The sequence below is a fragment of the Paenibacillus amylolyticus genome, assembly GCF_047302515.1.
Classification (GTDB): Bacteria; Bacillota; Bacilli; order Paenibacillales; family Paenibacillaceae; genus Paenibacillus; species Paenibacillus amylolyticus_G.
Map to the genome: position 1 here is coordinate 2,135,352 of NZ_CP168019.1, position 20,206 is coordinate 2,155,557.

General features: G+C 43.7%; 18 protein-coding genes and 2 pseudogenes. 3 read left to right on the forward strand and 17 right to left on the reverse strand.

Going from position 1 to position 20,206, the window contains the following annotated elements; translation table 11 throughout:
- Window positions 1–298: 298 nt before the first annotated feature.
- From ACDJ59_RS09305 to ACDJ59_RS09365, 13 genes are all read right to left on the reverse strand, one after another.
- A complete protein-coding gene (locus ACDJ59_RS09305) occupies window positions 299–1,051 on the reverse strand; it encodes an AAA family ATPase (RefSeq protein WP_413409753.1) in 753 nt (250 codons plus the stop codon).
- Between the two features lie 433 nt (window positions 1,052–1,484).
- Window positions 1,485–2,555, reverse strand: a complete 1,071-nt coding sequence (locus ACDJ59_RS09310) for a hypothetical protein (protein WP_413408536.1) — start codon at window positions 2,553–2,555, stop codon at window positions 1,485–1,487.
- Entirely contained in the window at window positions 2,552–3,427 is an 876-nt protein-coding gene (locus tag ACDJ59_RS09315) for an ABC transporter ATP-binding protein (RefSeq protein WP_413408537.1), read from the reverse strand. The genes ACDJ59_RS09310 and ACDJ59_RS09315 overlap by 4 nt, the downstream gene beginning before the upstream one ends.
- Window positions 3,408–4,253, reverse strand: a complete 846-nt coding sequence (locus tag ACDJ59_RS09320) for a hypothetical protein (protein WP_413408538.1) — start codon at window positions 4,251–4,253, stop codon at window positions 3,408–3,410. Before ACDJ59_RS09320 ends, ACDJ59_RS09315 begins: the two co-directional genes overlap by 20 nt.
- Window positions 4,228–4,800, reverse strand: coding sequence for an RNA polymerase sigma factor (locus tag ACDJ59_RS09325; protein ID WP_413408539.1), 573 nt, complete (start codon window positions 4,798–4,800; stop codon window positions 4,228–4,230). Before ACDJ59_RS09325 ends, ACDJ59_RS09320 begins: the two co-directional genes overlap by 26 nt.
- Window positions 4,801–5,184: 384 nt before the next feature.
- Window positions 5,185–5,625 carry a hypothetical protein gene (locus tag ACDJ59_RS09330; RefSeq protein WP_413408540.1) on the reverse strand — a complete coding sequence of 147 codons (441 nt, stop codon included), beginning with the start codon at window positions 5,623–5,625 and terminating at the stop codon, window positions 5,185–5,187.
- Complete coding sequence (locus tag ACDJ59_RS09335; RefSeq protein ID WP_076215179.1) at window positions 5,626–5,832, reverse strand: helix-turn-helix transcriptional regulator; 207 nt, start codon at window positions 5,830–5,832, stop codon at window positions 5,626–5,628.
- A gap of 321 nt (window positions 5,833–6,153) precedes the next feature.
- Window positions 6,154–6,591 carry an Imm26 family immunity protein gene (locus ACDJ59_RS09340; RefSeq protein ID WP_413408541.1) on the reverse strand — a complete coding sequence of 146 codons (438 nt, stop codon included), beginning with the start codon at window positions 6,589–6,591 and terminating at the stop codon, window positions 6,154–6,156.
- 32 nt (window positions 6,592–6,623) lie between these two features.
- Window positions 6,624–6,998 (reverse strand): DUF2750 domain-containing protein, encoded by a 375-nt coding sequence (locus tag ACDJ59_RS09345; protein WP_413408542.1) that lies wholly within the window; start codon window positions 6,996–6,998, stop codon window positions 6,624–6,626.
- 202 nt (window positions 6,999–7,200) lie between these two features.
- Window positions 7,201–9,249: a glycoside hydrolase family 16 protein gene (locus ACDJ59_RS09350; RefSeq protein WP_413408543.1), complete on the reverse strand. Its 2,049-nt coding sequence runs from the start codon at window positions 9,247–9,249 to the stop codon at window positions 7,201–7,203.
- Between the two features lie 153 nt (window positions 9,250–9,402).
- Window positions 9,403–10,944: a response regulator transcription factor gene (locus tag ACDJ59_RS09355; protein ID WP_413408545.1), complete on the reverse strand. Its 1,542-nt coding sequence runs from the start codon at window positions 10,942–10,944 to the stop codon at window positions 9,403–9,405.
- A gap of 3 nt (window positions 10,945–10,947) precedes the next feature.
- Window positions 10,948–12,765 (reverse strand): sensor histidine kinase, encoded by a 1,818-nt coding sequence (locus ACDJ59_RS09360; RefSeq protein ID WP_413408546.1) that lies wholly within the window; start codon window positions 12,763–12,765, stop codon window positions 10,948–10,950.
- A 94-nt stretch (window positions 12,766–12,859) separates the two neighbouring features.
- Window positions 12,860–14,512, reverse strand: coding sequence for an extracellular solute-binding protein (locus ACDJ59_RS09365; protein ID WP_413408548.1), 1,653 nt, complete (start codon window positions 14,510–14,512; stop codon window positions 12,860–12,862).
- 212 nt (window positions 14,513–14,724) lie between these two features.
- Here ACDJ59_RS09365 and ACDJ59_RS09370 point away from each other — a divergent pair, with 212 nt between their 5' ends.
- On the forward strand, window positions 14,725–14,982 hold the full coding sequence (locus tag ACDJ59_RS09370) for a GlsB/YeaQ/YmgE family stress response membrane protein (RefSeq protein ID WP_036613911.1): 258 nt from the start codon (window positions 14,725–14,727) through the stop codon (window positions 14,980–14,982).
- Window positions 14,983–15,146: 164 nt separating this feature from the next.
- Here the strand turns inward: ACDJ59_RS09370 and ACDJ59_RS09375 are convergent, their stop codons facing one another.
- The 3 genes from ACDJ59_RS09375 to ACDJ59_RS09385 form a co-directional block, all read right to left on the reverse strand.
- Window positions 15,147–15,938 carry an SDR family oxidoreductase gene (locus ACDJ59_RS09375; RefSeq protein ID WP_076327441.1) on the reverse strand — a complete coding sequence of 264 codons (792 nt, stop codon included), beginning with the start codon at window positions 15,936–15,938 and terminating at the stop codon, window positions 15,147–15,149.
- 498 nt (window positions 15,939–16,436) lie between these two features.
- Window positions 16,437–16,649, reverse strand: coding sequence for a peptidase G2 autoproteolytic cleavage domain-containing protein (locus tag ACDJ59_RS09380; RefSeq protein ID WP_413408549.1), 213 nt, complete (start codon window positions 16,647–16,649; stop codon window positions 16,437–16,439).
- 703 nt (window positions 16,650–17,352) lie between these two features.
- On the reverse strand, window positions 17,353–17,871 hold the full coding sequence (locus tag ACDJ59_RS09385) for a DUF3231 family protein (protein WP_413409754.1): 519 nt from the start codon (window positions 17,869–17,871) through the stop codon (window positions 17,353–17,355).
- Between the two features lie 172 nt (window positions 17,872–18,043).
- Between ACDJ59_RS09385 and ACDJ59_RS09390 the strand changes: the two genes are divergently transcribed.
- Window positions 18,044–18,190 (forward strand): WGxxGxxG family protein, encoded by a 147-nt coding sequence (locus ACDJ59_RS09390; RefSeq protein ID WP_413409755.1) that lies wholly within the window; start codon window positions 18,044–18,046, stop codon window positions 18,188–18,190.
- 133 nt (window positions 18,191–18,323) lie between these two features.
- On the opposite strand, the pseudogene ACDJ59_RS09395 reads toward ACDJ59_RS09390, so the two are convergent.
- Window positions 18,324–19,165 (reverse strand): annotated as a pseudogene (locus ACDJ59_RS09395) (manganese catalase family protein).
- A 158-nt stretch (window positions 19,166–19,323) separates the two neighbouring features.
- Here ACDJ59_RS09395 and ACDJ59_RS09400 point away from each other — a divergent pair.
- Window positions 19,324–20,173 (forward strand): annotated as a pseudogene (locus ACDJ59_RS09400) (MBL fold metallo-hydrolase).
- Window positions 20,174–20,206 lie beyond the last annotated feature (33 nt).

The window sequence follows — 20,206 nt, forward strand, 5'->3', positions numbered from 1 at the left end:
AAGCACCCATGCCAGAAAATAGAATCTTCTGTTTTAAAATATATAGAGGCAGTGGTCTTTCTATACCTTGTTTTTCCATAACAGTCCAATATAGTTATACATCCCCCCATCCTCTTGCCAATAGTGATGACCCGCACTTGGGTCGTCCTAGTTAACGGAGGAGACCTTTTTCGTGATTTATATACTCATGCGTAAACATATCAAAAAAGGATCGTCAGCATTTCTGCAACGATCCCTGTTGTCAGTCCACTAGTTGAAATCAGTAGCTGATCAATTTGATGCCTTCTTAATCTTTAGCTTACTCGAATAACTCTCTGAGCATCCTATCCTTGTTATTCACAAACTCTTTCATCATCATAAAATGGTCGGTTTCTTCCAATACTTGGACTTCGATACCATCCGGCTTTAAATTGTAAATAATCGAATCTGGGTATGCCATAAGGATTGGGGAATGGGTCGCAATTATAAATTGAGAGTTTTGCAAAACAAGTTCATGGATTCGTGTCAGCATCGCCATTTGGCGAAGGGGAGACAGTGCAGCCTCAGGCTCATCCAGTATATATAATCCATTCTCTCCGAACCGATGAATGAAAGTAGAAAAGAACGACTCTCCGTGCGATTGCTCATGCAAGGACTTGCCACCGTACGAATCTTTAATAGGGCGAATAGGGCGACCGAATGAAGGTTGACTGTCCAACTCATCGATCGTTGTGGCTAAATTATAATAACTCTCTGCCCGGAAGAAGAAGCCATCCCTCGGGCGTCGCGGACCTCTGATCAATTGTATATATTCATATAAACTCGAGTGAGTAGCCTGGGTTGAGAAGGAAAAGTTGATCGTCCCACCCTCCGGGTTAAATCCCCATGCGACAGCAATGGACTCCATCAGTGTTGATTTGCCCATTCCATTTTCACCTACGATATAGGTTACCTTGGGGTGGAAATCAAGAGTATTTAGGTTTCGAATGACCGCCAAATCAAAGGGGTAACGATTATAGGTGGGTACTTGTTGCCGCTTAAGCTGAATTTGTCGTAAATAGGGATGCTGTATATTAATATAGTTCACTCCCTTTTAAAACTTTGATCGTTATGCTTACCTTTTTTTTGGAAAACACTGACTCATGTTTGTCTCAAGCTTTAGTTTACTCCATCAAACAAATAATACCACATACCGAAACTAACCTGCCCGTTAGTTTAATGAAACAGATAAATGTTCTAATCGACATCGGTACCATGTTCTTAAAATCGTTATTCAAACGAAGTCTTATATTAATGTGGGTTTTATCTCGCCATAGGAGTTCCATCATGCTGCTATTCAGATAACTATCTAATCTGATATGACACAATGTTCTTGTCCTTTTGGCAATGGAACCAAGTTCTTGTCCTCAGCTGGGGACACTGCCATGCTTATTCATATGAAAAGAAGTCCGCAGAATCTGCGGACCTAATTGTGTAATACATCATGTTCCTCATAGTGCTTCAAATCAAGAAAATACCTCACGATTACGGAACGCTCGATATGTACCAATTACAACTACAGCAGTAACTACAGTCATAATAAGCAAATACAACTGTAGATATGACACCTCTACCCTGAATATGGAGTAGTTTACTGGAGTTTGGAACAGTCTCGTTACCCGCATCATTGTACTGAAGGAAAATTCCTCAATCCACTTCGCCCATCCTGGGTTAAAGTTCATCACATCAAATGCCAGATAGGGCACGCCTACAATAGCCACATTAATGATTATGGCAACAAACGCCGTTGAACTGAGCGAAGAGACCCATAGCACAACGCATCCAAAAACCAGGCTGCCTACCAAGTGTGTGACCAACTGAACTACATAATACTGAAGCGCAGACAACCTATAAGGCGAGAATTCATAATCGAAGCTTTGAAAGTACATGCCTACACTCTGTATTGGGGTATCTGCTCCAGCCAAATTCCCAAACCTCAACCAGTAGATTAGCAAGTTGATACTTGTAAACAAGATGACGCATAGGATAATATATACTATTGAAGCCATCAATTTAGCCGATACGATTTGGCTCTTCCCTCGCTTGCTGCTGCGTACCAACGCTGCCGTTCCCAATGCATATTCCTCTGCGAATACGGGAGCCAGTCCCAGCAAAATCATGATCATCATAAAAAGCACGCCAAATTGATCAATGTATTCCAACAGATAGCCCCAAGGTTTATTGTAGTGAATTTCAGTGACGTTTACGGTCCGTTCCATGACATTCCCGCTATCATCAGTTTTGGTGTAGTTTTTTATGGATTCCGGCGAAAATATGGAAATCTCATAAAATACGCCATATCGATTCTGATTCGCTTCATCACTGTAACCCTTGTTTTGTAACTGTTCCTGTGCAGCCTGAACCTTCTCAGCCGTAATGGCTCCTTCATAGGGTTTGTAGAACGACGTACCGTTCATCGGCCCCGGATGTCCGAGATAGGCATACAGAACAAGAAGCATTAGTAGCCCGGTGAGTGCAAGATAGATACTTTTACGCGTCATTATTTTAACAAATTCATATCGGGTCAAACGAATCACGATGTCGCCTCCTCATCAAAATAGTGCATATATACATCTTCAAGCCGAGGGGCCTCTGGCATAGCTTGTGGGACAGGCCGTTCTTTTGCCAAGATTCTCGCCACAATACCATCGGACTGATAGGACAATCCGCTTACCTTGAAATGAGAGGTGAGTTCGACAAGCTGCTGTTCAGTTAACGTTGCAGTCCAAACGCTGCCTTGCATACTGTTCATGATCGCTTCCGGTGTGTTCTGAGTGATCAGTTGACCTTCATTCATCAGGATCATTTCCTTACAGGAGAACTCTAGATCAGAGATAATATGCGTCGATAACAGTACAATCCGGTCTCTTCCCAACTCACCGATAATGTTACGAAATCGAATACGCTCCTTCGGGTCAAGGCCAGCCGTAGGTTCGTCGAGAACTAGAATTTGTGGATCATTTAGCAAGGCTTGTGCAATTCCGAGCCTCTGCTTCATACCGCCAGAGAACGTACGAATTTTATGTTGTGCCTGCTTTTCCAGATCAACCATACGTAATGTCTCCTGCACTCGAATAGCGGCTTGATTCGTACTCAGTCCTTTCAACGAACACATGTACATGAGAAATTTATGAGCACTGAAACGATTATAAAATCCAAAGCGCTGCGGCATATAGCCCAATATATCGCGATAACGATCCCCCATCTGTTCAATGGATTGCCCATCCAGCATAATTTGTCCGGACGTTGGCTTGGCGATGTCTACAAGCATGCGAAGAAGCGTTGTTTTGCCTGCTCCATTTGGTCCAAGCAGGCCGTAGACGCCACCGCTGGACAGCCCTAACGTGAACGATTTCACGGCCCACTTGTTTCTATACTTCTTGGATACGTTATCCATGGTCAATTTCAAAGGAATAACCTCTTTCCGTTTGTGATGTATATTTTCGCGTCATCTGCCGGATCTGACTGATCAACAGAACCACTCCACATAATGCGATTGCAATAAGTACTGGGGTCTGAATCGATTGTACTAAAGTAACAAATCGGGGATTGCTTAACATAAGCCAGAAAAGCCCAAACCATGCGACCAAGAAAATACTAACAGCTGTTCCACCCCGAACACGCATAGCCAGCCACAAACTAGCCCCTGCCGCAATCAGCAGTTGGGTATACCACAGAGCGACGCCACTCCATGAGATGAAACTTCCTCTTCCGCCAGATACCAATAGCATAAGAAGCAGAACAAATACCATATTTCCTGCAAGCACGACGATCAGACGAGTCAGCATTAGCTGTTGTGCCGTAATTTTACAGGTCATTTCGATCTCCATCAGCCCCTGATCCCGACCTTTGAATACTTCCAGTAATCCGAGAATAAAAGGTACAGGTACCAGAATAAGTCCACTCATATATGGGGATATTGTGCTGCGGGTTCCCAACCAGAATCCGCACAACAGAAGCAATGCGCAAACTAGCCAGTACGATTTGTGGAAAATCATAACCTCACCCCGAACGAGTTGGAACAGTTCTGTAAATGATTTCCCCGGTGATTGCTCCAGATGAACATTCATCTGTCCCGGCATATGTGCAACCAAGGCCCTTATCGTCCTATCGATCTCCATCTCGGATGGATATTCAACCACATAGTCATCCAAAAAAGGAGCAATTTCGGCGTACTCCTCCATCTCCAATTCAGCTCGACGCTTCCTTCTATCTTCGTTTTCTGTACGTTTCATCCCGCTCACCTCCCACAATGATCTCTTTTAACTTTGTTATGCCCAAGCGTATACGTGATTTCACTGTCGACTCATTCGATCCCGTCAGCTCGGCAACCTCTTTGATCTTTAGTCCGTTGTAATAGTTCAGAATGACCGCGTCCCGCTGATGCTCAGGCAAACTTTGTACCGCCAGCCTGACCTTATCATTCTGAAACCGTTTATAGAATATGTTCCACACATTCTGGTGCTCACTTGGTGGGAGCGCCTCTTCTGTTAACTCACTCTCTCTGAGTTGTTGCTTGAACTCGCGCCCACGAAAGTAATCCATACAATGATTCACTGCTATTTTCAATAACCAGTGACTGAATTTTCCGTTATCTCGATAATTCTCCAATGAATTCATCATTTTTACAAATACCTCTTGAGTTAGATCAAAAGAGATATGATAATCTCCCGTTTTTCGGTACACATATGAAAATATCGACTTGTAATGCCGCTTCACCAAAACTTCCATTGCAGCCCGACTTCCTTCACGAATCTCATGAATTAACTCTTCATCATCCAACGCTCCCTCACCCCCTCAAACTAATTAACGATAACTTGATCATAAAAGATCAAAACTATTTATGTCTTGCTTTATGCATAATGCAAAATTAGCCATTACGAATATTCCTGGGTAGCCCATGTGAAGGTCAAGGCCCTATATTATTAAAAAAGCGGGGAAATTCCTGCTTGCTTCCAAGCTGTTGAGAAAGTCTCACCAGCCTATAGATTTTCATCTAATCGGTAAACGGAAGATGTCCTTGTCCCTAGCCTAGGACAAGAGCTTGTACCGATAAAACAAAAAAGCCGCTAAATAGCGACTTTAATGGGATCATGTTTTTGTCCCTCGACAACTTTGTTATTAAGTATATTCGTTTTGGTTGTATGAGCATCATTGATCTAAACCTTAAAGTTCTCTCGCATAATACATCCACAGTGCAAAAAATACGATTAAAACAAATAATAAGCAAGTTAGTAAGGTGTAGAATATCAAGGGATTAAAGAAACCGGCGATCACGGAGGCAACGCCCAGACCAATGAGAATGATTGCTGTGCTGAGTGTGCCGGCTCTCTGGAGTATCATTACACTCCGCTCGTCATTCTCCTCAATATACTGCTTCTTCAGCTCGGCTTCATTATTACTGGCTTTTATATACCTGACGAGGAAGAAAGCGACGGCCACTTCAACCCCGATAAAAGCGCCTGTGTGAAATCCCTTTATAAAACTAGGTAAATCGGGTAGTCCACCTCGGTAAAATATAAGTCCTACATAGATCAATAGGGTAGCAGCGGCTACCAGTGACAGTACGTTTTTGCGAGTTTTTACTTTAATCTTGTACTTGTCCATTTACATTTCCTCCACTTCGCTGAAATCAAAAACATCTTCAATGGCGAGTCCAAAAAAATTGGCAATTTTGTAAGCAAGAATAAGGGAAGCCGTATATTTTCCCCTTTCAAGAGAGGTAATGGTCTGCCGGGTAACACCAACAATTCGTCCCAGCTCTTCCTGTGACAGTTTATGCTGCTTACGCAGTTCTGCAATTTTTGTCTTCAAGTGATCACGTCCTTGCAATGTTTGCTTTGCAATTTTAGCATAGTTCACTTTGCATTATGTGTCAAGTTCACTTTGCATTTTTACTTACATCTGAATGCAAAACAAGCCAAGGCTCTCTTTGTAAAAGAGGCTTGGCTCGGTTGATTTTGTTTATATAAGATGCCAGAAGAGTGTACTTTAACAGAGCAAATGGTTGAAGCGCTTGGTGTTACCCCTATAGAAACGTATGTAGGCCGTGACTTAATGTTTGTATTGGAAAGTGAAAAAGCGGTTCAAACCGCTACACCTGATCTCTGGAACCATAGATGGTATACTCGTACACTATTTATTCGGGTCTCGGTGCCACTTATCATCTCCCATTATTCTATCAACAATATGATGAGCTTCCCAAGCAGCCGCCATCTCTAACCCTTCACATTCTTCGCGAGTAGAAGGTTTAATCTCTCCCAAATGATATATTTCATACCCTCCTGATATCCTATCAATGATACAGGCAGGTGGGGGCCACGCCTCTTCTTCATCCGGGAACGGACGATTCTCAACGACCGGCCAATCACCTGATTTCAGTACATCATCATATACACCCACGATAAATTGGTATTCCTCTTCTTGAGGTAACTCTTCTATCGTGTCACTTATCACATTATAGATTGCAATGCTGGCATCTTTAAGCCTTCTCCCAAAGGCAAACTTACCGTTAGGCAGAGGTATAGCGTAGATATCACCCAATTTTATTCGTTTACGTCTCGTATTTTTCACGGTTTTCCAAACTCCTTCGTTGCGGCTTTAAGTTAGTATTTTTCAAGTTCTGTCTTTAAATCCTCAATTATTATATCGACTTCTAATACAGCAGAATCAGCATTATTTAAGAATATTGAAGGTTTAAAACCCTCTTTTTTCAAATTGGGTAGAAAATCGTCTATGAACTCGTACAAATCCATACTTTTACTTGAGTAAATTTCCCAACCTTCAGTTGCACAGTATTCCGCGAATTCTTTCTTAGGCCAAAATGGAAGTAATTTATTACCTTTATCATCTTCAGTAACTGACCAACCATTCTCATAAAGCCCCCACACTTCTTCTGAATCTACTACTTTTTTGATGCAGTATTCATAACGAATATTTGCAGGGAGATTGATGACTGAGTCAAATTCTTTCTGATCCATATTTCCTCCTAATGATGTTGTCCTTCGACAAGAGTTGCAGCCGATGAACTAAATTATCAAGTCTAAAATTAAACGACCGATTCCCAGGTAGAAATATTGGGAATCGGCCGTAAGCCAATTTTAGAGTATGAGATTTCAGGTTCTTCGGTTTGCCCAGGATCTGTTCCATCTGATCTTCATTCGCTCTATCCCAAATCGCAAATTACTGTTCTTTATACACGCGTACATAATCCACTTGCATCGTCGCCGGGATATCGGAGGTGTTCGGGGTACGGCCGCCATCAAAGTTTCCGCCGACTGCCAGATTCATAATGAGGTAGAATGGCTCATCAAAAGGTGCGTTCGGATTATTCGGTGCAGCTGCGGAATACCACTGCTCGTTAGTGACTTTATAGTAAAACTTGCCGTCTACATACCATTTAATGTTGTCCTCTTCCCAGACTACCGAGTATACATGATAATCATTGGCAAAAGTTTGCCCCTCCGGGAAGTGATAATCGCCGCCTGAATACTGGTTCCCGGGCCATTGTCCACCAAAGTGTATGGTACCGCTTACCGAACCAGGCAGACGACCTCTCGCTTCCATAACATCAATCTCACCTGATGTAGCCCAAGTGCCATATACCGAATCTTTTGGAAGCATCCACAGTGCTGGCCATACGCCATCACCTGTAGGAAGCTTGGCACGAAAATCGACTCTGCCGTACTTCAAGGACAGTTTATCCTTGGTGTTAATCTTTCCTGAAGAATACTGTGCATACCGATTTGGGTCTTGTGGGAAAGATTTACTATCGTTCATGGCTTTGATATTCAGCTTCCCGTCTTGTACATAAACATTTTGAGTGCTGTTCGTGTAGTGCTGCAGTTCTGCATTTCCCCATCCCCAAGTACCGGGATCGTTATTGAGATAATATCCTGTTTCATAGTTCCATTTGCTTGTATCCAGCGTAGTTCCGTTAAACTCATCCTGCCAGATGAGGTTCATGCCCGCGATTGCCGGGTCGGTTGGCGTTCCGATTGAGATATCCTCTTGATCAGATACATCCGGACGCGGAGCATTTGGATTGCCGATGAAAGTATAGTTTACGAAGTTGTTGCCAATATTTCCACCCGCCTGTCCGTTCAACGGATATCCGATACGGATCTGCATATTTTCTTGGATTGGCTGGAACCAAAGACCATAGATATAATCGGCCCAGTAACCCCACTGGTTGGCATCGGACATATTGTTATACCCATTAGCGGAGTATGCAAATTTGCTCTGGCTGGAGTTACTCAAATCCACCCATTGCCCATTCATGTTAATTTGGTATACAAAATTGCCCAGTTCCTTGGCGATTGGCGCACCCCCATCAATTTTGGGAAGCGGAACCCCTATGGAACCATTCGCATCTGCTGTGAAGGTTGTTCCTTCGTATGGCGTAATGACATATGAATTTCTTGTAGGTTCATTAAACGTGATGGTATAAACAAGATTAGCCGATGAAGTCTTTGATTCTAATTTGACATTGATCGACTCCGTTACGTTAAACCAGTACCCACCGCCGCCATCAGTGAATTGGCCAAAATTTTGATCGTAGATCCAGCCGCTGGCTGCGTTATTGTCAATATCAATCCAGGTGCTGCTGTTTACAGGTTTGACATACACCTTCAAATCATCCGCAACAGCTTCATAAGTGACCGCAGGATTATTGTTGAACGTTGGATATGTAAAGCCTGCACCGCCTGTGAAACTTGCTGTGATCTGTGGACCTTGTGTTGCATTCATCGCTGTAATGGTTGTTTTGTTGATGTTTTGGAACACAAGTTGATACTCCAGCTTAACACCATTCGCTTTGGAGTACAGTTGAATCTCGGTTGTTGCGGAGAGGGTGAACCAATAGCCATTGAAGCCGCCATCGCTCCAGTGCCCCCAGTTTTGGTTATAGATATAACCGCCTGCCTGGTCGATATCAACCCAGTTGTTGCCCACTTTTACATTAACGCCCACATCACTGTGAACATCATTCCATGTCGCGGAGCCTCCATTGAACTTAGGCATAACAAATCCGTAGCTGGCTTTGCCGACCCCAGATTTAGAAATAACAGGCCCGTCTGCTGGTGAGAAGTACTCCATTAAGGTTACGGTAGTTCCCGCTGCCTGAACCTTTGAAGCTGGCAGTATGCCAATACTAGCCAGCATCACAACCACAAGGAACATACCGAGTACCTTTTTCATAAACCGTTTCGCCGTAAAGTGAGATGGTTTCATAATTGTCCTCCTTTAATAGAATAATAGATTTTCCCAATCCATGTGCATAAAGGAAATCGCTTACATGAAGGGATATCTTTATTCTATCGAATAGGTTCATTTGCTGAAAAGGTACAATTGTTTTTGTGGTATCCCATTTTTTTAGCTTTTGATTCAATTGGCCTTCTGCCGCATCATCTGTCGGTACTCTGTGGGTTGGATCTGCATCACAAGTCGGAACGCGCGTGTAAAGCTTTTGTAGCTTTCATATCCAACCATAGCAGCCACCTCCACAATTTTATGATCGGTTTCGGCGAGAAGCCGCCGCGCTTTATCCAGACGCACATCTCGTAGGTATTCAGCAAAACCTTTACCAATATTCTTCTTAAACAGATTTGAAAAATAAGCATAATTAAGCGATACATGATTGGATACCATCGCGAGGTCCAGCGGTTTGTGGTAACTCTCGTGTATAAAACGAATGGCTTCATTAAGATCCTGCGAATGGCGATAGCTGCACTTATAGTCATAATATAACTGATTCAGCCGAAGCAGCTGCTGTTGCAGTGCTTGTATATACTCACGCATCCCTTGATAATTAAAGAGATTACGCAAGGATTCAAGGTCCAGCATTTCTTCCCCCATATAAGGGTGGATAACTCGTTGGTATTCCTCCATCATCTGAACGGTGGCGGCGCAGAGCTGTTGAGTATAGCGAATAGGATAGCGTTGCAGCACCTTTTTGTGAAATATTGCAGAAATACCCTGAGTGATTGTTCCGCTGTTATCTGTTCCAACCGACTGGAACAGTTCATATAAGTCTTCATAGGGAAGTTGCCATTGCTGCTCCATATGCTCAATATGTGCTGGGAAGATACTATACTGATCAGGAAACAAGTAACTGTGGCGATAGAGCTCAAGCACTTGGGTATAGCTGTCTGGTAGTTCTTTTAACCCCTGAATCGGGTTAGTCATGGCCGTTATGACATTGATCTTTCCTTCCTTGAGCGCTGCAGGCAAAACGCTTGGATCTATGGACGCATCCACCGCAAGGATCAGGTATGGGCGATGTTGCAGGCAAATACAACCTTGTCTCCCAAACACACGATAAGCAATGGCTTCCATGCTATGGGCGCTGCTGGCTCCGGGCTGGTTCATGCAAACTTCTTCCCGCAGCAGGGCTAAGCGATAATTACGCCATAAGGCATCATTTTGTTCCTCAATCTGAAGAATCCATGTGTCATCACTTAACGCACCTTGCATAAACATTCTTAATTCTTTACGATCGGTCTCTTGGGAGAGACGGGATACACGCTGCATATTATGCGTAAGTGCCTGCCGTGTCTGGATCTCTTGCCATACATGCTCCAGGGAATGTTGCAGATCCTCTCGCTTCAAAGGTTTGAGCAAGTAGCCCTTTGCCCCAAGCCCGATAGCTTTTTGGGCATATGTAAAATCACTATAACCGCTGATAATGAGGTATTCCACATCCATGTATTCCTCTTTGGTTTGAGCCATGAGTGCCAACCCATCCATATCCGGCATCATAATATCGGTAATAACGATGTGAATGCAATGCTGCCGCAATAGGCACAGCGCCTCAATCCCGCTCGCGGCACAGTATATGTTGTTCAGCTCCAGAGGAAATTGATGCAGCATGGCCTGCAGGCCGTCACGAATGTGTTTTTGATCGTCCACAATCAGGATATTAATCATGCTCTACCACCCTCCAAGATTTACATTTTCCCAAGGCAAGCGTATCGTTACGCAGGTATATGCACCTTGCACACTATCAATCCAAAGACCGCAATTCTTGCCATAATGAAGCTGCAATCGCTTATTCACGTTTTCCAAACCAAGTCCGCTCCTGCTAGTAACCATCGGTGTATCCGATTCGCTCCGCAGTACTGCCTGAAGACGGTGTAACATCTCAGGCTCTAACCCCTTTCCGTCATCTCTTATGTTAATGAAAAGCAGACTGTCATTCTCCACAGAAAAGGTAATCTCTATAGTTACCCTGCCACCTGAAGGTGCCCCGTGATGAACTGCATTTTCAACGATGGGCTGCATACACATCTTGGGAATGGCGTAGTGAAGTATCTCCTGAGGAAGATCGGCCGTCATAACGATACTGCTGCCTTCCATAAAGTTGATAAATTCAATATAACTTTGGATATTGGCAAGCTCTTCACGAAAAGCAACGGTATCGCTACGCCACTGCATGCTGTAACGTAGCTGGGAGCCCAACGACACCAATGAATTGGCTATAGCAGGCTGCCTCTGTACTTCTGCCACCATACGGATCGATTCCAGGGCGTTATATAAAAAATGAGAATTAATCTGCGAATGCAGGGAGTGCAACTGTGCATTTTTGGCAATTAACTGCTTATCCACGACCTGTGTCATTAGACGTTTGACCTCATGTAACATTTTATTGTAATTCACCGCCACCTCATCGATTTCATCTCCTCTTTCGTTCTCATCAAGGCCTGTATCAATCATTGCATCCAGCTCGCCTTTCCGTACCTGACGCATGGATACCAGTACGCTGTCCAACCGCCGGAAAATACGCCGCGTCGTTTGGGATACGAGTAGCATAATCAGCAGCAATACACATAATGTAATCGTTACCACAAATGCATACCAACTGCGCGGCCCCTTCATCAATGCCTGATGGGAAGCAATCTCGACCACATAAGTGTTCAACGGAGCGATGTATCGATACAATGCATAGAAGCTCTGATCTCCCACCTTAACCTGAAGCGCGCGTTCCTGCGGCAATATATCCAGATGGCGATGAATACTGCCAAGGATCTCCTCCATCCCCTGCCCGTACTTCTCAGAAAACTCATGCTGGGGATTGTAAACATACTGGGGAGGATCGCTTGCGTTCATCAACACCGAAAAGAAGTCCCCCTTGCTCTCCTGGAGCAGGTCGCTGAAAAACATGCTGTGCGGGACTCGCACTTCCATAATACTAGGGCGCTTTTGTTCCTGCCCTTGAAGGCGAACCAGACGATAGTAGGATAAAGTGTGTTCACCATCCCTAAAAGAAAATAAACGGTAAGCCGCACCACCTTCGTCCCGAAGCTTTACCCAATAATCCTGAGGCCAAAATTTCTTATAATGATAGATTTCCGGCCAGATTTCGTACAAGTTTGGGTTATCGACGTAAAAGCTAAGCTCACTGATCATCGCATTGCTTTGAATGATATTAAGCATTTGCTCAAACTGGTTTTGCTTAAACTTCACCAGACGCAGTCCATCCACAAGCATATTGGAATGAATAAAATCCACAAATGACTTTTGAGTAAGGGCCGTATTGGAAGCGTTCTCAATCATGTCCATTCGTCTGCGCAATTGTTCATTCAGCCATGAAACGTGGCTGTTGCCCGTTGCCATAGCATCCTTATATAGCTGGGTTTCTTGCATGCGGATATACACAAAGGATATCAAAATAACAGGTATGGCAATCATCAGGCTAAATGCCAGAAACAGCTTTTGGGATATACGGGCATTGCGATAAAGCTTCCTCAATCTCGTTAGTAGGTATTTCATTCTGATGTATTCACCACCTTTGTTATACCATATATTACTAGTTAGCTGATAATTAACAATGTAGTAGGAATGGTTATCTGGCTATCTTGGCTTTCCGCAGTTCCAGTTCAGCCTGGCGATATTCCATCACCTGGTTAAAGCCGTAGTTCACACGACGTATCAGAAAATTCTCAAAAATTTTGTTAAAGGCAGCTTCATCCTTCGCTGTAAGCAGTTCTGGCAGCACTTCTTCCCAATTCTGAGAAATACGTGACCAGGCTAACGCGATATCGGAATCCCCTATAGGATATAGTCCCTTATAGATGCCGCTGTCCAGGTCGGCCTGTTGGTTGGCGAACTCCTCCATTTGTTTAATGGATGGGGCATTCTCTGGTCTCCACTTGTTAACAAAAGCAGGGTTTCGCAGCATCCAGTAGGTATCCATAATGCCATATTCCTTTTCCAGCCGCTCCCTATCCGTGTCATGCAACTGAACCATTGCCGCCGTCAACTGTGGTTTGCCGTTCTTCATCGCCCAGGTTTCACCTTCTTTGCCCAAAAATAAATCCCTTTGGCCTTCTTCGCTGGCCAGATAGGTCAAAAATCGGATGGCCCGTTCAGGGTTTTCCGTGGATTTGCTAATCATCGTAACCATCCAGCCATCCATGCTGCCGGGAAACAGTTTGGCGGATTCCCCCCTGCTGCTCCGGGGTCCATCTACAGCTATATAGTATGAACTCTGATTCGTAAGAACTTCCAATTTTGAATTGAGGTCCGATATGTCTGTCCATTCCCGAATCATCATAAAATATTGGGCATGGTTGGTTTTTTCCTGCACTTGTGCACTGGAGTCGACCATAAAATCAACATTAATCAGGCCCTGCTCGTAAGCGATACGAAATGTTTTCAGCCACTCAATATAATCCGGATCTGTCATTCGGTCGTATACTTTACCGTTCTGTTCATGGGGGATCGCAAGCAGATTTTGCAAATATTCGGTCATCCCATAGGATGCATTCCCCTGTGCCCAAAATGGGCTGATCAGCTTGCCTTTATAAACAGAATATTGATTTTTCAGCAATTGCAATGCATTTAGAAAACCTTTCGGTGTGGTAAGGTCCGGTTTGCCCATCGACTCATACAGATCTTTACGTACGAGAAAGGTTTGGTTCGCTCCCGTCAAGCCGGTTGAACGCATCTGTTCGGGACTGTACGCATCATTGGGAATGACATAGGTATGGCCGTCTTCCTGACGATACCATTGTAGAGCACCATCACCTGCTACCTTGTAAAAATATGGATCATACTTGTTGGCTAGCTCATCCAGGGCATAGATGAGATTACTCTCCCGAAGTTTGTTAACCGCACTCTCCCAGGAGCCGATGGTTATCAAATCCGGCAGACTACCGGTCGTCAACATCCGTGATAACATCTCGCTTGGTTCACCAGTTGATACTTCAAATTCGATATTAACCCCTGTTTTTTGGGTGACATATTTGGAAGTCAGGCTCTCACCCCAAGTGTGCCCGTACCATTCGGCTCCAACGAACCACGTTAGATTCATGGGGGTGGTATCCAGCTTCCATGACGGTTCTTCCAGATTCAGATTAAGGCTCTGTATCTGCTCCGTGAAGTCAGCCTTTGTCGAAGCACCCTTATCTTCCCATTGCTCTGACTCAGAACAAGCAGTCAAGCCTGAAATCAGACACATCATCAACAAGGCTATAATAAAAGGACTTCGTAACATGAACACCTGAGCGCCTCCTTTCTATACTGTCCATTTCCCTCCCCATCTGCACCAGCATTCAGACTAGTGGTGGTACAACCGATTTTACTACCCTTGGATTAAAATGGAAATGGTTTAGTAATCGATTCTCAGTGGTCAATTCTCAGATGATCCGCAACATTCCCCCTAACGAAACATAACTTGTAATAAATCAATGGAAGGGAGACCAATTCGTGTATTTAATCTGGATACTTATTGTCGGTGGGCTAATTGGCTGGTTAAGTGGAAATCTGATCGGACGGGACGTGCCGGGAGGCGTACTTGGAAATATCATTGCTGGCTTTGTTGGATCATGGTTAGGGTATGAACTGTTGGGACCGAGGGGGCCGGTGGTGGGTGGATTTCATATCATACCCGCGATCGTCGGGTCGATCATTGCTCTCTTGATTTTCTATGCACTGGCGCGCGCTGGAGCGTTCCGAAGACGTTAACAGGCGAAGACGACAAGTTTTTCCCAATTGATTGGGTAGTGACGTAAAGCTTCTTTCGCAACCGTTGCATAATCTTCTTCACAAAGTATAATCCACTCCAGTTACGGGAGTCGAACAAAGCCGCCGATCCTGTTGATCGGCGGCCTCCTTTGGTTTTATGGAAATTAGAAACCACCTCTAGAATGAATGATTTGTCCGGTGATCCATTGGGAATCGTCACTTGCCAGAAAAGCAATCAGACGGGATACATCTTCAGGAAGACCGATCCTGCCCATCGGAAATCCCGGTAGCAATGCTTTTTTCACTTCCTCCGACATCCAACCCGTATCGGTAGGACCGGGATCAACCGCATTCACAGTAATGTGAAACGGAGCCAGTTCAGCAGATAGACATTCGGTAAAGGTGGAGACAGCGCCTTTTGTTGCGGCATAAGCGAGATTGCCAGGCATCGGCCCCTTACCTTGACCGGACGTGAGGTTGATGATCCGGCCGCCGCAAAGGTCCTGATGGACGGCCAGTTCAACCTCCAGCATACGCGCAAATTCGGCCGATAGCATGAATGTACCTCGAATGTTCATGGCACAGTGCGCATCGATCAATGATGCATTTAATTGACGGAAATCAGCTGCTACACTGTAGGTAGCGTTGTTGACGAGAATGGTCGGCAGCCCGAGAGCCGATCGGCATGCATCAAGCAGTTGCGCTGGAGAATTGGGATCGGTAAGATCGACCTCCATATGCGCTGCCTTAACGCCATAGGAGCGAAGTTCTTCGGCAAAGAGATCCGGCCAGTTTTTGTCGGCATCCCCCGGATTCTCTGTTTTATCGTAATCGTACAGATGGGTATAGAACACATTAGCGCCTTCTTGTGCCAACGTGCGGCAGACAGCGGTTCCAATACCTCCGGGGCGGCTTGTGCCTGTCACAATAGCGGTTTTTCCGTATAGTTTGGTCATTTTATTACCTCCGTTTAATAAGGGAGGGAGAAAACCATTTTTCATTGGAGATGGAATTATCCTAGGTATAACAAAAAGCGGATACATCAAGTATCCGCGCCCGGGTTTGATTCAAACGGTTCCTCGCGTCCCTTGAATGATTGCGGATCGGCATAACAAACGAGGCGTGTGGTTATAACCAAAACACCAAGTCGAGCGATCCAGTTTAGATAATCATTACAAGGAAGTCCACATTGTCCGGCGAGTCCCCTTTCCTACATCTCCTTTTTAAATATTACGAGTTAGACTCAATTAATGTCAAGATAAATACATGGTAGTGACAAATATAGCAATTCTTATTAAACTAACCTGCCTGTTAGCTTAATGAATTAAAGGGCAAAATAACGATCACGCCTATTCTGCAATAGGAACAAGTTCTTTTCCCTAGACATTTGTTGAAAGCAACATTTTAGAATTCTCTTTGACACTATAATTTAATCTTGATGGAAGAGATAATTCTCATTTCACAAATATCAAAATTTGATTAGGTCCAGTCCTTTTCATAACCCGGTAGCCTGTTGTAGATGATGTTGCAATTCCCTCGTTATTCGGCCGGCAAAATCCCCCTACCTGATTAGTACCGTCATCACGAACAAGCAATTTACCGACAACACCAATCGGTATCCATTCTACCCTTTGCAATCGGGGGATACGGTAATTGCCTCTTTCCAAGAGAAATGGGATTGGTTAAGGCAAACATCAACATGACGTGATACATTCTTTTATCACATATAAAAATAAAGCCAGCATTTAAGCGCTGGCTTTTATTAGAAATCGTTTATTTATCTTTGAGGAATGACGGCGTACCATAGTTGCCTTTCGCTGGTAAACAACGGTCACTTCGCGATCAGCACCACCATCTGACGAAGGAGCCATGAGTCAGTTCTTAATTTTCTTCATCTAAAGTAGCAAACTCTTCAATCGAAACTTCTTTCTGACCTCGGATTGAAGAGTGATAATTTACCCAAAGGATAACACAATTCATATGCGTGCAAATGACACTCTGCCATAATATCTGAATATCAAATTGAACAAAAATACCGACCCTTCAACTTCAAAGGTCGGTTTACCCATTTGGGAGAAGAAAACAATGGTTTTAAATGCATTATATCCACCCGATGTGGTTAGAATCTTGGACCGACGATAACTTTTCTAGTGCAAAACAACATCGTGGCCAGCCATGAATTAGCCCCAAGATAGTATTTTAATCTTCATTATATATTACCCGAACATTATACTGTCCCCCGCTTGCATACAACGGGGGGCACAACACAAACTGTACAGAAGGGGTTCCTTTATACAAATGCAAAGGCATACTTCGGCACTACAAATAATCTAACAACTTGTCCCATTAAACGTCAGAGTCAGTAGAGATTTAAGCCTCAACTGCTTCTGGTCTCTTCACTTGAAGAGGCGGAGGAATAAGCCACCCTTTTTCTTTACTCATTTGAAGAATGCGAACGCCTAATGCCGTTTTAGTAACGTGATATTTCGCAAATAAGGCTCCAATATCTTCTCTTATGGATTGACCCATAACTTGACTACACGCCACTAATCCCATTGAAGTATCAGATGCAATACTTGCTGCTATTTCTGGATCCGTAAATCTTGCACCAACAGGAATGTCTTCCAGTTTTACTGGAGGTCTTTCTGGTAATGCTGGTGTTGGTGCAATTCCGTTATCCGTCAGCAGGGTATCGCACTCTTTAATTTCTAATTTAGCTTGATCAATTAGTGCATCGAGTATTTTTTTCAGATCCTTATCTCCTGCGTGATTCAAAAAGGCTTGGTAGAAGGAAAGAGCTCCCTTTGCAACCGTTGAACATTGCCATACGCTGAAGATTTCACCATAATGCATAGGTTCATTTTTTGGATTACCACTTAATATTCCCATCATAACAGCTCCTTCATATTTTATTTCTCGCCAAAAGTATAGTTCCATGTTCATGAACAACATATTCAAAAACAATAAAATTCCTATGGAATAATAAGCTGATTTATGGAGAAATTAAAGTCATCACACATACAGGAGTAAACTTTTATGAAAAAACAAATAACAACTGTTGTTGTATCCATTTGTTTATCAATCAAACAGTGTTAGAGCAAATGCAACGGATAACGATAATGGTATGGACTGGGGATGGCTAGGACTACTTGGATTACTAGGTTTAGCGGGAATGCGCAAAAGAGTATCCGATCATTCCAATCGATAACAGGTTAGGTTATTGTCGCTAGACAGCCCATGTATCCTTAGAGGGAGAATTTGATCTCCCTCTATTTTGCTTTTACTATCAGCAGATTTTAGGGTTCCTTTTTTGTATCTTTCTTTCATTGATTACGTTTTCTTTAAGTATTTAAATCATGCAAACCTGGACTATGCTCATTTGGAAGATCAGGCATATAAGGGAGTGGGAATCCCTGAGGAGGTTCCGTGACTTGAAGCTCGCCGCCATTACGACTAGGTGTTTGACCGCTGAATACTTCAGCGATTCGTGTGTTGTCCAAACGGAAGTTAAATTGAGCATTGTGGAAGCTGAGGTCAACATATTTCTGACACTCTGGATATTTGTTGATATCGTAATTCGGAACAGGAAATACTTTGCCCCAATTTACGCCTAATGTCTCCAGTGCCATCGCGAATGCATTTTGGTGAGCATTGTCACGAACGATTAGAAATGCCAAAGTTTCGCGGAACGCTTTGTTGTTGCTCATTTCATAGATCCGTGTTTTTTTGTAATACCCCGGTTGATTCTAGAACAACGTTATCGAGCAGATTACTTACCAAGTTGCCATGATCATACACATAGTTCCCGAGCCATGGATTACCGGCAACATCTACAGGCAGCGAACTTTGAGCGCCCATAATATAATGATGTGGATTGGCATGTTTAATAGCTTCGTCCAGCGGCGCCCCATCAATGCCTGCATTTCCTACTCCTTCGGCTCCAGCTCCGGTCAGCAATTGATTTATTGTTTGCTGCACCAATTCAACATGGCTTAATTCCTCCATAAATACACCACGAATTAAGTCTCTATACTGCTTCCCTTTTCCACGGAAATTACTGCTCTGAAAAAAATAATGCATCATGGTCCGCATTTCGCCAAATTGTCCGCCAAGAGTTTCCTGTAACCACTTTTGCAGCAGCCGGATCGGGCTTCAATTGCAAAATTCCTTGATTTTCTCCCAATAATCCACTTCTATAGCGACATGAATGCAAAATCGCCTCTATTCTTGTCAATCGACAGTTTTTTAAAATCGATCTGTGGAGGCTATGTAAGCCGGATATTTTTTTGCTTCTGGGTATACTACAGCATGTCGATTGAACAACTTCAAGGAGGATGAGTAATGAATCAAGAACAATTGGATTACGGTACAGATTATAAGTTCGTCCCCGTAACTTCAGTAGGAAGTGGTGTGGGGATTGAAATATTACCTGATTTATTTTGCTACACTATCCAAATCGTCAATATCTGTCTAGTGGGTAACCCGGAATCTGACGAGTTCGTTTTAGTAGATGCGGGAATGCCAAAGTCAGCAAATGAAATAATCTCTGTCATTGAGGAGCGTTTCGGTGCAAACAGCCGCCCCAAAGCGGTAATCTTGACTCATGGACATTTTGATCATGTCGGAGGGGTGATCGAACTTGTAAAACACTGGGAAGTTCCGGTTTATGCACATCCGTTGGAGCTCCCCTTCCTCACAGGGGTAAAGAACTACCCGGAACCAGACCCTACAGTTGAAGGTGGTTTGGTAGCGAAGATGTCCCCATCTTTTCCGAATGAATCAATAAATCTTGGAAGCCATGTGCAAACGTTACCTCCTGACGGAACTGTACCCCATATGCCAGGATTTAGATGGATTCATACGCCAGGACATTCGCCGGGTCATATTTCGTTGTTTCGGGAAAATGACGGAGCTTTAATCGCAGGTGATGCTTTCACTACTGTAAAACAAGAGTATATGTATAAAGTATTTAATCAGGAATTGGAGATAAGTGGACCCCCTCGCTATTTAACAACAGATTGGGTTGCTGCAAAGAAAATCTGTTGTTCACCTTGAGAATTTAAAGCCCTCGGTTGCTGTAACTGGCCATGGATTACCGATGTCCGGTGAACTGCTGACAACAAGCCTGAAAAAACTGGTTAATGAGTTTGACCAAATTGCCGTACCGGATTACGGCAAGTATGTTAACTAATTTTGTTCACTTCGAGCATAGTGTTTGGACAGC

What these genes read in the sequence shown, in the direction of transcription:
- ACDJ59_RS09320 (WP_413408538.1), bottom strand. Translation starts at nt 4,253, where the DNA reads ATGAAACGTACAGAAAACGAAGATAGAAGGAAGCGTCGAGCTGAATTG.
- ACDJ59_RS09330 (WP_413408540.1), bottom strand. Translation starts at nt 5,625, where the DNA reads ATGGACAAGTACAAGATTAAAGTAAAAACTCGCAAAAACGTACTGTCA.
- ACDJ59_RS09345 (WP_413408542.1), bottom strand. Translation starts at nt 6,998, where the DNA reads ATGGATCAGAAAGAATTTGACTCAGTCATCAATCTCCCTGCAAATATT.
- ACDJ59_RS09350 (WP_413408543.1), bottom strand. Translation starts at nt 9,249, where the DNA reads ATGAAACCATCTCACTTTACGGCGAAACGGTTTATGAAAAAGGTACTC.
- ACDJ59_RS09355 (WP_413408545.1), bottom strand. Translation starts at nt 10,944, where the DNA reads ATGATTAATATCCTGATTGTGGACGATCAAAAACACATTCGTGACGGC.
- ACDJ59_RS09365 (WP_413408548.1), bottom strand. Translation starts at nt 14,512, where the DNA reads ATGTTACGAAGTCCTTTTATTATAGCCTTGTTGATGATGTGTCTGATT.
- ACDJ59_RS09375 (WP_076327441.1), bottom strand. Translation starts at nt 15,938, where the DNA reads ATGACCAAACTATACGGAAAAACCGCTATTGTGACAGGCACAAGCCGC.
- ACDJ59_RS09385 (WP_413409754.1), bottom strand. Translation starts at nt 17,871, where the DNA reads ATGGGAATATTAAGTGGTAATCCAAAAAATGAACCTATGCATTATGGT.